Raw genomic sequence first — 13,916 nt, 5'->3', positions numbered from 1 at the left:
ATGATGACCGTTTCGGACAGTGGGAATGCCTCGGGGCCGCTGCAGTTCTTTCCCGTCGACATCGGTGTGTACCTTCACCACGACCATCTGGAGACGGAGCCGGAGGTTGCGGCCATCGCCGCGCTGCTGGAACCGTTCGGCGCTCGCCGCGACACCTGGACGGTCCCGGCGGAGGAGCGAGGCGCCGACGCTGTCAGCCGGCGGCTTGAGGAGTGGTCGGCTTCCGACGTCACCGGTGACACATTCCTGTACTGGGTCGGCCACGGGTGGAGCAACGGGGGCTCCACGACGCTGCTCGCACACGCCCTCAGCCCCGCGGAGCTGATGCAGAACGGCATCGGGCCCGAGGAGCTGCTGCAGTCCCTCAAGGCACGGCAGTGTCAGATCGGCGCCGGCTGGGCCATCGTGATCATCGATGCGTGCTCCTCCAGTGACTTCGTGGACCGGATGTACTCCGAGGCCCTGCGGGACCGGGAAGCGCGCAACTTCCTGCTCGTCGCGACAGCCGCCGAGGGCAGCACCGCCCTCGGTGCCTTCCGCAGGGTGCTGACCACCGCCCTGACCGGTACCTTCCGCACCGAGGACACGATCGACTTCTACGACCTCTCCAGGGAACTCCAGCGGAACCTGAGCGGCTGTTCCATCCAGTTGCGTCTGGACGACGGCGGTGCCGCCCTGCACCGCGCCGTGCCCACCCTGGCGGGCCGCATGCAGGCCTCCCTCGACACCGTGACCGACATCGAAAAGGTCCTTGTCACCCTCACGGATGACGAGCGTCGCCACTTCGTCCCCAAGGCGAGTGGTGCCGAACTCGGCGAGCAGAGCTGGTACTTCGAAGGACGGGACGATGAGCGCCGCCGGATCCTCTCGTGGCTCGACAGCGCGGAAGGGGGCATGCTCGTCGTCACCGGGGCGGCGGGGTCGGGCAAGTCGGCACTGCTGGGCCATGTCGTGGTGCACTCCCGGCGCGAGCTCGCCGACATCCTGATGGCTCATCAAAATCTCGCGCCGCTGCCTCTGGGTAGCCTCCCTCCGTACGACGTCTTCGACTCGGTGCTTCATCTGACGGGGGCGACGCCCCGCACCCTGGTGCAGCGGATCGCCGAATCAGCCAGGCTCGGCGATCCCCCCGACGCGGCGATCGGCGAACAGTGCGCCTGGCTGGTTCAGAGCTTTCGCACGGTCGGCAAGAGCATGGGCGGAGGGGTCCCCAGGGGCGACGCCGAGGTTCGCTTCACGCTACTGGTGGACGCGCTCGACGAGGCCCACTTACCTTTGCTGATCGCGGAACGGATACTCAGCCCGTTGGCCGATCTGCCCGGGGTCCGCGTCATCGTCGGCACACGCCAGTCCACCAGCGAAGGTCCCGACCTGCCGGTACCCGAGGACGCCGACCTCATGGACGCACTGGGAGTGGACCGGAAAGACAACCGGGAGACGCTGCACGTAACCCGCGACCCTGTGGCCATGCGCGAGTACATCCGCAAACGACTGTACGCTGCAAAGGCCCGGCTGGGCGTCGACCCCTCGCAGATCGACAGCACCGCGGAAGCTCTCAGCAGCGTCGACCGGCAGTTTCTTTACGGTCGCCTCGCCGTGCGCGAGGTCATCAGCAACCCCGAGCTGGCCGCCGACCCGACCCCCCTCCTCGCATGCGACCACCAGCAGCTCTTCGCCCGAGCCGTCGAGCGACTGACCGCACAGGCCCCCTGCAACCGCCTCCTGCTCGAAGCGCTCGCCCTGGCGCAAGGGCGCGGCCTGCCCATCGCCGACGGAGTGTGGGCGGGCATCGCCACGGCCCTCGCCGACAACCCTGATGTCGCCGTCACCGATGACGACATCACGGAGCTGCTGCGCACGGCCGCGCCGTACCTCATGCTGGACACGGAATCCGGCCAGAGCGTGTACCGCCTGGCGCACCGGACGTTCGCCGAATACTTCACCCGGACACTTCCGCTCTCCACCCACGACAACCGGCACCGCCGTATCACCGAGTACCTGGCGAGCCCTTGGAGCAGCCCGGAGCCGGACCAACGGCCCAACCCCTATGTCGTGCACCACCTGCCCACCCACGCCGGTCTCGCCGGGCCGGACGGATGGCAGCTCCTAGCGGACCGCCCCCAACTGCTCGACCGGCTGAGCCCCTCGGCGATCGTGGCCAGCGTCATGCTCAGAGCCCTCGGGCGGTTCGAGCTGCCTCCAGCGGTGGCGGGAGTCCTGTTCGCCTGGGAGCAGCTCATCACCGCGCATTCCCGGGACCGGCGGGGACTGCGCGAGCTGGCGACCCTTCGCTGCACGCCGGAGACCGTCGTGCAGCGCTTCGGCAGAAGGTCTTCCGACCCTGACGCGGCCTGGTCCGTGGCCTGGGGGCAACTGAAGCGCCACGCACCCCATTTGCGACTCACCGGTCACACGGGCTCGGTGCAGGCCGTCGTGGCGTTCACGGACGCCTCACGGGTGCTGTTGGCTTCGGGCAGCGACGACGGGACGGTGCTCATCTGGGACCCGGCGAGAGGCGAAGCCGTGGGCGACCCGGTGGCGCTGCACGAGGGCGCCGTCCAGTCGATCACGGAGTTCCCGGGACCGGGCGGGCGGACTCTGCTGGCGACCGGGGGTGCGGACGGCACGGTCCGCATATGGGACCCCATCAGGGGAGAGACCGTAGGAGAGCCGCTGACCGGTCACGACGACTGGGTCCACTCGGTGGCGGCGTTCGAGGACGACGATGAGCGGACACTGTTGGCCACAGGCGGCGGAGACGGGACCGTCCGCGTCTGGGAGCCGATGACCGGCAAGGAACTGGCGGTTGGGGGCGGCCGGGAGGAGTACGTGACCGGGTGGGACCCGTACACCGACCGGGAGACCGAGGAACTCGTGGTCATCGGCCACGATGGCGACGTCTACTCGGTGGCGGCGTTCGTCCGTACAGACGGCGACGAAAGGCAATGGCTCCTGGCCACCGCCGGCAACGACGGGACGATTCGAATCTGGGACCCGACGACCGGGGAGGAGGCAACCGATCCCCTGACCGGTCACGACGGAGCTGTCTTCTCTGTCGTGGCGTTCGCGGGGCGGGAAGGACAGATGCTGCTGGCGTCGGGCGGTGAGGACGGGACGGTCCGCATCTGGAACCCGGACACCGGCAGCCAGACCATGGCGCCTCTCACGGGCCACGAGGGGCCGGTCCTCGCGGTGGGAGCCCTCGTCGAGGAGACCGAGGCCGGTACACGGACCCTGCTCGTCACGGTCGGTGGCGACAACAACCTGCGACTGTGGGATCCGGTCGGCGGCGAGCGAGAGACAGCGCCTCTGAGGGGCCACGAGAACTGGGTGAGGGCCGTTTCGTCGGTGCCGCCCCTGTCCGGCGCACACCCCCTGCTGGCCACCGGCGGTGACGACTGCACCCTACGGATCTGGGCGCCGTACGACAGCCGGTCGGCAGGCGTGCTCGTCGACGACGCCGCGACGACCACGCGGACACTGATGTCCTTCAGCGGCGAGGAGGAACAGACTCTGCTTGCCGCCGTGGACGCCACCGCGATGCTGCGCGTGTTCGACCCGGCCGAGGGCGAGCAGGTCGACAGGTTCCGCATCGAACACGACGGAGACGTCCTCACGATCACCGCGATCCGAGTGGTCCAGGACGAGGAGGAGAAACTCGTCTTCGCCACCGGTGGTGAGGACGGCGTGGTGCGGTTGTGGGATCCGGATACCGGTGAGGAGACCGGCGAAGTGGTGACGGATCACGTCGGCGGTGTGCGGGCGCTGTCGGCGTTCGTCGGGTTCGGTGGGAGGTCTTTCCTGGCCACCGGAGGCGAGGACGGCGTGGTGCGGCTGTGGGATCCGGCTACCGGTGCGAGGACCGGTGAGGTGATGACGGATCACGCCGGTGGCATACGGGCTCTGTCCGCGTTCGTCGGACTCGGCGGTCAGCCCATCCTGGCCACGGCGGGGGCGGACGGGGTCGTACGACGGTGGAACCTGATGACGGGCCATGCCGTGGGGGAGCCGATCGCCCACCCCGGCCTCACCACCGTGGAGTCGTACCGGCTCCCGGACCGCGAAGTCATGCTTGTCACGGGCGGAGACGACGGAACCGCCCGCCTCTGGAACTGCGAGGCGGGAGCGGAGGTGCTGAGGATTCCCCTGGGCCTTCCTGTACACGACCTGGCCGTCGTCGACGGTGATCTGGTCCTCGCCACAGAGGAAGGCCCGGTGCAGGTGAGCCTCGAAGCGCCATCGAACCTCATGGGCGAGTCCTGAACCGGGCTTCTGGCCCAATGTGCCTGGCCGACGGGTGGCAATATCGCTGTCCGCCACCTCAAGACCACCCGCCTGGCGCCGATCCAGGTTCAGGGAAGATCGGGCGCGGTCGGCACCCCGAATGCGTACCGACTTCCCCAACGGCACGCACACTTGCACGCAGACGTACGGATCTCGGAATGGGATGTCACTGACGATCTGGATCCCTTCGCGTGCATGGTGTCCCCTGTTCGTCCCTTTCCCGCACCCTGCTCTGCAACTCATGCCAGGCCTGGACGACTTCAGTGATTTTTCCCAGCAATTCGCGGAGCTGAGCCAGGACAAGGAGAGCAACGCCGAACCCGGCGAAGACGGTCAAGGTGATGCTGTCCCAATTCATCGATCCGCCCCCTCATCGGAAACGTTTCCGTTTTCCGGGAGGACCCGGTCCAGCCAGCCGCTATCGGCACCCAGCCTCACGAGTTCTTCGCGTGTCGAATCGTCGGCGTACACGGCGGGACCTGATCGGAACCGAATCTGCATGCCACATGGCAGACCTTGCGAGTTCACCAGGTGGTACGTGCATTGCCGCGTGTACCGGCTGTCTGGCAGCGGCGAGTCGTCACACGTGCAGTGATGCGACGAGACACGAAGGGGCAGCCCCCACACAGGATCAGTGAGGCGGGAAAGCAGGGTGTCGTGATCGAGACGCACGTCATTTCGCGTGTCGAGCTCGAAGATCCATTCGTCGTCGGTGATCCATGAGCGCGTCGAATAGGCGGAGCTCGAGGTGTGAAACAGTGCGATCCTCCGCAGTAGGCCAGAGCCCAGCCACTGCATGTCGAGCTCAGTCTTGCGCACCAGGCGGCATGAATCCGCGTCGTCGTGCTCATGGGTCGTCAGTGTGGGTGCTTTCCAGAGCGGTGGATATCCGTCCGCATCGAGCGATTTCCATCGCTGATCCAGGTATGTACTCCATCTGGTGCCGGTAATCCCCCGGAGGAGGAGGCGGCTGTTGGTGTTCACAAGGGTGAGGTGGAGGTCATCCCTCCGGATGGCGGCGATGCGGAGGCCTGGGACGCCGTTCACCTGAACCCCCGGCTCGGCATAAGGCAAGAGCCGATCGAGAGCATGGAAGGCCATGGGGTAGTTGTCGCCCTGCGAGATTTCAACATGGCTGTCGAGTTGGACGACGATAGGGTTCTCGCTGCTCACCCGTGCGTTGGAGATCCCCAAAGGGTGTGCCGACCACGCACCGCCATCCCCCAGCTTGCACAAGACCTGTGACTCAAGTAGTGCCTGAGGCGAGGCAGCGTCGGGAACGGGTCGCGGACCAGCCGACTTCCTGAGTTCCTTCAGGGCGAATTGGTACGGCTCGCCGGTATAGGCGCAGCGTGTACGAGTCAGATGGGAGAGGCGTCCACCATGAGGCATTGCACGATCCGTCCTCGAACGCTCCTGCCCCCAAACGTCCGACAACTGAATCGGTGCACCCAGCATGTGGGCACAATCAGACGCAGATACCAGTTCCGGTGAAGCTATGGCTCCTTCGTCCCTGAGTGGCGCTGGAATTGGGGCAGTTCAGCGCCGGGAGTGGCCCCCGTCAGGCCACCTAGAGGCTAGCACTGGCGAGGAGCAGTGTGTCGTTCCTGCGTGAGAGATGGCTTGATAATGACGGCGGAACGTCGGCTACGGTCGCCATCGCCATCGCCATCGCCATCGCCATCGCCATCGCCATCGGTATGGGGGACATGTCGGGGCGTGCTTGGAGACGCCGGCGCAACATGCCTACGTCGCCGTCCTCGGGGAACCTTCTCCGTTCTCTGCGCACGGATTTCGACATGCCGGCGCCGCAGGGGGCGACGGCATAGGTCGGCCGAAAGCGCGTTGGCGACTGGAAGCGACGGGTATCAGCTCTTGATGGCGAGCTCGTCGAGCATCTGCTCCAGCAGGCTGTTGTCACCGAGGAAGCTCTTCACCGAAGCGTCTTCGTTGCGTTGGGCGTCCATGCCGGACCAGTTGAGTTCGTATCCCGCGTCGGCGCTGAGCTGTGCCAGGAACGCCCGCTGGGCACGCCCGTTGCCCTCGCGGAACGGGTGGAGGACGTTCATGTCGCTGTACAGCTCAGCCAGTCGGAGGACGAACTCCTGCTGGGGGAGATCCCGCAGATGACCGGAGGAGGCGAGACGGCCGAAGACCTCTCCGGCGTAGGACACCAGGTTTCTCGCCGGGCAGAACGGTGTGCGCTTGGCGATGTTCACAGTCCGTAACTCACCTGCCCACGGATAGATGTCGCCAAAGATCGCGGCATGGAACGCTTGAAGATGGCCGAGGTCGTACGCGCCGGGCGGGGGGCGTTCGGCGAGCATGACGAGGCGGGCCCGGGTGATGTCCGCCTCCGCTGCCTGGAGCAGCTGATGGTCGGTGATGCCGAGCTTGTTGCGCAGCACGCCGTTGGGCATGGCGTACGGATCGTTCACCCTGCCCGCCGCTCCGAAGTCTGCCGGTGGCGGGCGATCGCGCGGGCGACAAGGGCATCCGCGTCGAGGTCGCCCTTTACGTACGCCTCGGTGTCGCGGTCGGAGGCGTCGGAGGCGTGGAGCCCCTCGGCCTCGATGGAGCCGGTGGCCGAGGCGACGGCCGCACGTCGTGCCGCTCGGCCGCTCAGCGCCTCGAAGGCCTCGACGGACAGGAGGACGCCCTGGGGCTTGCGGTGGGCGCCGATCAGGACCGGGTCGGCATCCGCGCCGGACTCCGACAGGTCGGTCAGAATCCGCGACAGTCTCGCGCGCGCGTCGCTGACGGTCACGACCTCAGGGATCTCCATGCTGTCACCGTACCCATATAGAGTCTTGATTCTGTACAGATTCTAGTACGGATTTCGGTGACGCGCGGAGTAGGTGCCTCTAGCGTGCGGCTTGCCCTGTCGGCCGACCACGGGAGAATGGTTGTGAACTAAGTCAATCGACATCTTGCTGAAGTCGCCTCGCACTGTCACACCCCCGCGATAGCCTCACCCCATTGGCTCATCACCTGGCAGAGAGGGTCCGTCCCATGCCGTCGTCCCCGCCCGCCGCCGCCCTCGGCGTGCCGCCGCATCCGTTGAACGAGGTGCCGCAGACCTTCCGCCCCGGGGACTCGTACGACGTACGCGACGGGCTGGTGACGTACATCCGGCGGGACCTCCTCGGACCCTGGGACGGGGAGACGGAGGAGCTGCCGCACCGGTCCGCGGGGCCGCGCGACCGGTACCTGGTGGGCATGCTCGGGCCCCGCCCGGACGGTGGTGACGACGCCCGCACGATGGCCCGCACCGCCGCGCAGAGCGGCGACGATGAACCCGGCAGCGACGACGGGCAGGCCGCCGAGGGCGGTGAACTGCCCGAACGCCTCACCCCGCAGGCCGCCGGCCGTATCTGGGCCTCCTCCATGGGGCTGTCCTTCGTGGTCCCGGCGTCGATCGGCACCCTCAGCGTCACGGCCCGCTGGGGGCGGTACTCGCTGGCCGACAGGATCGTCGACACCAGCCCGAACCCGGTGCGCGTGTGGGGGCGCGAGGCCGTTGAGCACCACCCCATCGACATCCAGGTCACCCGGACCGGCGACCAGCGCCACGTGTTGGAGGGGGACGACGCCCACGGCATCCACCTCGACGTACAGGTCCGCGAACGCCCGGCCGGAGCGACGGGCGAGGACCTGCGTGTCGTGGAGGTCGCCCTTGTCAACCGGCTTCCCGAGAGCACGTCCGACCGCAGGGACACCCAGTGGCTGTTCCAGACCGGCCTGGAGGTGGCCGCGTTCCCCGACGACCGGGCGGCCGTCTTCCTGCCCATCGACGACCCGCTGGACCCCCGCTCCGTCGGGACCTCCGAGGAACCGGAGGAGCGGCGGCTGCGCCTCCTCTACCGCGACAGCCTCCGCTACGGCGTCGGCCGCAACGTCGCCGTGACGGCCGACGTCCGCCACGGCGAGCGGCGGGCTCACCGGCTGGCCACCACATGGCTGCCCGAGTACGACGTACGCGCCACCACCGCCCCCAAGATTGACGAACAGCCGCTGCTGGCCGGGCTGGAACTCGGCATGGATGAGCTCGCGGCCCTCGCCGTACCCGCACGCCGCGCGGAACTGAGCGCCGCCCTGGCCCCGCTAGCCGACGGCTACAGCTCCTGGCTCCAGACTCAGCGGGAGAAGGCGCGGACCCTCCCCGACGACCTGCGCACAGCCGCCGAAGCGGCCATCGACCAGGCCGAGGACGTGTGCCACCGCATAGCTTTCGGCATCGACGTCCTGTCCACGGACGACGACGCCCTCGAAGCGTTCCGGTTCGCCAACCGGGCCATGGCCCTCCAGCGACGCAACACCGCCATCGCTGCCCGGCGCGCCGGGCACGAGGACGATCCCGCCTCCTACCGCAAGGCCCACCAGGCGGTGTACGCGCAGGGCAAGGAGGCGGCCGGCTGGCGGCCCTTCCAGCTCGCCTTCGTCCTGCTCAACCTCGCCTCGCTGAGCGCCCCCGGCCACCCGCACCGCGGCACCGGGCGCGAGGCTCTCGTCGACCTGCTGTTCTTCCCAACCGGCGGCGGTAAGACCGAGGCCTACCTGGGGCTGGCCGCCTACACCTTCGCCCTGCGCAGGCTCCAGGGCATCGTGGGCAGCGGCACCGAGGCCCGCGACGGCCGTGCGGGCGTCGCCGTCCTCATGCGCTACACCCTGAGGCTGCTGACGGCCCAGCAGTTCCAGCGGGCCGCAGCCCTGGTCAGCGCCTGCGAGGTACTGCGCCGCGAGGAGTACGCGCGCGACCGACGCTGGGGCACGACCCCGTTCCGTATCGGGCTGTGGGTGGGAACCTCGGTGTCCCCCAACTGGTTCGGCGAGGCGCAGGAGCAGATCGCCGGCGCCCGGGAGAGCGCCAGCGACAAGCACGCACGAGTCATCCAGGTCCTCAGCTGTCCCTGGTGCGGACAGGGCCTGACCGCGCACTCCAACATGGACTACGACCCCGACCGGCGCCGCGTGCTGTTGTACTGCCCGCGCGGCGAGGGCGAAGACCGCTGCCCCTTCTCCCGGCTCGGCTCACCCGGCGAGGGCATCCCCGTGCTCACCGTCGACGAGGAGATCTACCGCCTCGCCCCCGCCATGGTCATCGCCACCGTCGACAAGTTCGCCCAACTCCCGTGGAACGGCTACGCAGGGCTGCTGTTCGGCCGCGTCACCGAATGGTGCCCGCGCCACGGCTACCGCCACGACGACCTCGACGAGCGCACCGGCTGCCGTAGCCGTCACACCCGCAAGGGGGCGCTGGACGGGGTGACGGCCCAGCCCGTCACCCGGCTGCGGCCCCCGGACCTGATCATCCAGGACGAGTTGCACCTGATCTCCGGAGCGCTGGGCACCACCGTCGGGCTCTTCGAGGCCGCCGTCGACCAGCTGTGCAGCTGGACGTACACCGACCGTGACGGCGTACGTCACGAGGTCGGCCCGAAGATCGTCGCCTCCACGGCCACCACGAAGCGCGCCGCCGAACAGGTGCGCGGCGTCTTCGCCCGGCAGGTCGCCGTCTTCCCGCCGCAGGTCCTCGATGTCGGCGACACCTTCTTCTCCCGGCAGGTGGAACTCGCCCGGAACAACCCCGGCCGCCGCTACCTCGGCGTGTGCGCCCACGGCACCCGGCTCAAGGCCGCGGAGATCCGGGTCGCCGAGATCCTCCTGCTCGCCGGACAGGAGCAGTTCGACACCTACGGAGCTGCCGCCGACCCATACATGACGCTCGTCGGCTACTTCAACGCCACCCGTGAACTCGCCGGCATGCGGCGCTACCTCGACGACGACATCGCCACCCGCGTCCGTAGCAACGGCGGACGCAAGGGGCACGACACGATCGCGAACCGCATCCCCACCAAGTCCGGCATGCTCACCATCCAGGAACTGACCTCCCGCATCTCCTCCGCGGACATCAGCGCCACCCTCAAACGGCTGGAGTCCCCGTTCGACCCGGAACGGGACACCACGGAGCGCCGCAAGGCCTTCGCCGCCGAATACATGGCGGCCCGGCGGCACAAGCGGGAACCACGGGCCCGTATGACGCCCGTGCAGGAACGCGCGGTGGACGTCGTCCTGGCCACCTCCATGCTCCAGGTCGGCGTCGACGTCTCCCGCTTCGGCCTGATGCTCGTCGTCGGCCAGCCCAAGAACACCGCCGAGTACATCCAGGCGTCCTCCCGCGTCGGCCGTGACGCGCGGCGCCCCGGCCTGGTCGTCACCCTCTACAACTGGTCCCGGCCACGCGACCTGGCGCACTTCGAGGACTTCGCGCACTACCACGCGACCTTCTACCGCCAGGTCGAAGCCCTGTCGGTCACCCCGTTCACCCGCCGCGCACTCGACCGCGGCACCGCACCGACGTACATCGCGGCGCTGCGTCAGGCCGCGTACGAGAACTCCCGAAACACCGACGCCCAGCACGTGGACCTTTACGGCGATCTCGCCCGGCAGGTCGAACAGCGCCTGCTGGAGCGGGCGGACCGAGTCGGCGGCCAACGCGCGCAGGACTATCTCACCGAACGCATCTACGCCCTCAAGGACCGCTGGGAGGAACGCCGCGAAGGGGGCGGCATCCTGGGGTACCGCAAGGAGAAGAAGAAGGACACCCTGGTCACCGGACTTCTCCACCGTGCGGACGGCTCGCGCTGGGACGAACTCACCGTACCCATGTCCATGCGGGAGACCGAGAACGAACTCAACCTACTGCTCCCCGGCGGCGGCAACTTCGTGGACCAGCCCACCAACGGCGGCCCCGCCTGGCACTTCGGGGCCACGGGCAGCAAGGGCACCGCCGGCGAAGAGGACACCGGCGGCGACGGCGGCGCACCGGTCGACGCCGACGAGTACGGAGACGCCGCCACCGCCGCAGGAAAGGGACGGCGATGAGCGGCAACTACTACCGGCGCGTGGGCGCCGCACGCCCCAGCCATCTCATGTACACGGCCGGCGTGGGCGCGCTCGTCGACCTGCCCAACTTCTCCGTCCTGGTCAAGGGACTCGAATCCTGGAGCCACACCGGGCTCCTCCCCGACGACTACCTCATCGAGGAACCCCGGCTGCGCACCGCCGTCAACCGTTCCCTCCAGCTCTACGGCCGGGCACAAATCAACGAACTGCGCTCCGCCCCCTGGATGGAAGGCGCCGACGGTGCCCCCAAGGACTGGGCCGCGCAGGGCGTAGGCGTACCCGTCACCCCCTTCCCGCAGTGGCTGCGATGCACCGCCTGCAACCTGCTCGCCCCCATCGACTCCGACGCCTTCACCTTCCTCAACAACAACCCACGCACTCCGCACGAGGCGAAGTTCGTCCACAGCGACTGCAAGTTCGGCAGGCCCCTCGCCGTGACCGCCCGCTTCACCCTGGTCTGCACGAACGGACACTTGGACGAGTTCCCGTACGCGATGTTCGTCCACCACGGCAACCCGTGCGCGAAGAGTCCCAGGCCGCTGATGCGCATGAAGGACCACGGCGGCAACCAGGCGGCCAACGTCACCCTTGAATGCGTCGCCTGCGGGGAGAAGCGCAACATCCGCGACGCGATGGGGGAGCGGGGCCGGACCGAGCTACCTGCCTGCCGCGGCCGCCACCCGCACCTGTCCGCCTTCGAGAGCGACGGCTGCGACCGCGAGGCCACCCTCATGGTGGCGGGCGCATCCAACCAGTGGTTCCCGATGACGCTCAGTGCTCTCGCTCTGCCACCGAGCAGGAACCAGGACCTGACCGAGCTCGTCGAGGAGCGCTGGGTCGAGCTCCAGAACGTCACCTCGCGCCCCGTCTACGACGCACTGGCCGCCATGCCTCAGTTCACCTACCTCAAGGAGTACGACCCGGACGCGCTGATCGCCGCCGTCGAGGCCCGTAAACAGGGCAACGCCGGACAGCAGAACCAGCCCGCGGCGGCGGTGGCGGCCGACCTGCTCAGCCCTGAATGGGACGTCCTCGCCGCACCGCACGTGCCCGACCCCACCGACGATTTCGCGATGGAGAGTGTCACCTTCCCCACGACGCTGGGCGAACTGTTCGCGGACGTCCGCCAAGTACAGCGGCTGCGGGAGGCTCGCGCGCTGGTTGGTTTTACTCGACTGGACGCCCCCGACCCCGAATCGGAGGAGATCGCCACCCTCGTGCGTCTCTCCCGCACCTCGCAGAACTGGGTGCCGGCCAGCGAGGTACGCGGCGAGGGCATCTTCCTGCGCGTGCGCGAGGACCTGATGGCCGAATGGGAGGACCGGATGCAGAAGTCGCCGCAGATGGCGGCCCACCGGGAAGCCTTCGGCCGGTTTCGCAGCAACCGTAAATCGGACCGCATCACCGGCCCCTTCGACCCCATGCGCGGTTGGCCCGGTGAACGCTACATAGCTCTGCACACCCTCTCCCACATGCTGATCCGCACCATTGCCCTGGAATGCGGCTACAGCTCGGCGAGCCTCGGCGAACGCATCTACGCCGGAGACGAGGAGAAGACCCGCACCGGCATCCTCATCTACACCGCCGTTCCCGACTCCGAGGGCACCCTGGGAGGCCTCGTGTCTCTGACCGAGAACCCCCACTTCGAACGGATCGTGCGCAGGGCGCTGGAGGATGCCGCGCGCTGCTCCTCCGACCCGCTGTGCGCCGAACGGCTGCCGAAGGACCCAGCGGACTACCTGCATGGCGCGGCCTGCCACGTCTGCCTGTTCGTCTCTGAGACCACCTGCGAACGTGGCAACCGCTTCCTGGACCGCCGTTTCCTCGTCCCGCTGGGCGACGACACCGACCAGGTCCTCACTCCTGTGAATCTGCGGCCGTGAGCCGCCGGGATTTCGAGGCGGCGGCAGAGCAGGCGGTCGTCCTGCTCGGGCCGTCCCGTGCCAAGGACCTGGCTGGGGTCTTCGCCCGGGGCCGGGGACTTGAGCACGCGCTGCTCGTAGTCCCAGTCCCGGCCGCGGTCAATGCGATACGGAACCTGTACGACGCAGCGGAACGGGACCGTGTTCCGCTCCCCGACGTCGCCGCCTACCTGCGCGGGTTCGTTGCCGGATGGTCCCGGCGCCACGGCGAGGCTGAGGTACGCACCGTCTGGAGCGGGCCCGCCACCCCTGGCGTGCCCGCCCGTGCCACTGCGAGGGTTCTCACCGACCTCGTCGGTCGCGCCGACTCAGAGCTGCTGGCCATGACGTACGCAGCCCGGCCCCACCCTCCGCTCTTGCGGGCCCTGAGAGATGCCGTGACGCGGGGCGTGGATGTCCACATCGTCGTGGAGACCCTTGAAGGCGCTGGCGGACTGCTCTCCGGGCCTGAACCGGCCGACGCCTTCACCTCGGTACGGGGCCTGAGACTGTGGCACTGGGCACCCTCGGCACGCGAGCACCAACGTGCCCGCCAGCACGCCAAACTGGCCGTCGCCGACCGCCGCATTCTGCTGGTGGGCAGCGCTAACCTCACCGAGTCCGGGGTCAACAAGAACCTTGAAGCTGGCGTGCTTGTCACAGGTAGTACTGCTCCGAGAAGGGCCGCTGAACATATTCGGGAGCTGCAGCGGCTGAGAGTCCTCAGGCCCTTGAACGCACTTAACGTACGCCGGTCCTGAGATACCTATCGCAGTGCTGTGGTTCACATGACGTTTGCCCTGTCGTTTCGGAGGCCGTATCGCT

At 68.3% G+C, this 13,916-nt stretch carries 7 protein-coding genes; 4 read left to right on the top strand and 3 right to left on the bottom strand.

The genetic code is table 11. The features are described from left to right. The gene (locus ACFYU0_RS32750) at positions 1-4,263 is read left to right on the top strand and encodes a hypothetical protein (protein ID WP_389305921.1); all 4,263 of its coding nucleotides are present in this window, start codon (positions 1-3) and stop codon (positions 4,261-4,263) included. 375 nt (positions 4,264-4,638) lie between these two features. Here ACFYU0_RS32750 and ACFYU0_RS32745 read toward each other — a convergent pair whose 3' ends face one another. The 3 genes from ACFYU0_RS32745 to ACFYU0_RS32735 all read right to left on the bottom strand — a co-directional run bounded on the left by ACFYU0_RS32745 (position 4,639) and on the right by ACFYU0_RS32735 (position 7,069). Further along, positions 4,639-5,457, bottom strand: a complete 819-nt coding sequence (locus ACFYU0_RS32745) for a hypothetical protein (protein WP_389305919.1) — start codon at positions 5,455-5,457, stop codon at positions 4,639-4,641. A gap of 695 nt (positions 5,458-6,152) precedes the next feature. Then, on the bottom strand, positions 6,153-6,722 hold the full coding sequence (locus ACFYU0_RS32740) for a Fic/DOC family protein (RefSeq protein ID WP_389305917.1): 570 nt from the start codon (positions 6,720-6,722) through the stop codon (positions 6,153-6,155). Further along, positions 6,719-7,069: a type II toxin-antitoxin system Phd/YefM family antitoxin gene (locus tag ACFYU0_RS32735; protein ID WP_389305915.1), complete on the bottom strand. Its 351-nt coding sequence runs from the start codon at positions 7,067-7,069 to the stop codon at positions 6,719-6,721. Before ACFYU0_RS32735 ends, ACFYU0_RS32740 begins: the two co-directional genes overlap by 4 nt. A 227-nt stretch (positions 7,070-7,296) precedes the next feature. Between ACFYU0_RS32735 and drmA the strand changes: the two genes are divergently transcribed. From drmA to drmC, 3 genes are read left to right on the top strand one after another with little or no spacing between them, the layout of a single operon-like run. Continuing rightward, positions 7,297-11,169 carry a DISARM system helicase DrmA gene (gene drmA, locus ACFYU0_RS32730; RefSeq protein WP_389305913.1) on the top strand — a complete coding sequence of 1,291 codons (3,873 nt, stop codon included), beginning with the start codon at positions 7,297-7,299 and terminating at the stop codon, positions 11,167-11,169. Beyond that, positions 11,166-13,073, top strand: coding sequence for a DrmB family protein (gene drmB, locus ACFYU0_RS32725; RefSeq protein ID WP_389305911.1), 1,908 nt, complete (start codon positions 11,166-11,168; stop codon positions 13,071-13,073). The genes drmA and drmB overlap by 4 nt, the downstream gene beginning before the upstream one ends. Further along, positions 13,070-13,852: a DISARM system phospholipase D-like protein DrmC gene (gene drmC / locus ACFYU0_RS32720; RefSeq protein WP_389305909.1), complete on the top strand. Its 783-nt coding sequence runs from the start codon at positions 13,070-13,072 to the stop codon at positions 13,850-13,852. The genes drmB and drmC overlap by 4 nt, the downstream gene beginning before the upstream one ends. The last annotated feature ends 64 nt before the right edge of the window (positions 13,853-13,916 follow it).

Source organism: Streptomyces sp. NPDC003720 (genome assembly GCF_042875075.1).
Taxonomy (GTDB): Bacteria; Actinomycetota; Actinomycetes; order Streptomycetales; family Streptomycetaceae; genus Streptomyces.
The sequence above is the reverse complement of the archived record's forward strand: the minus strand, read 5'-3'. Positions and strand labels throughout refer to the sequence as shown.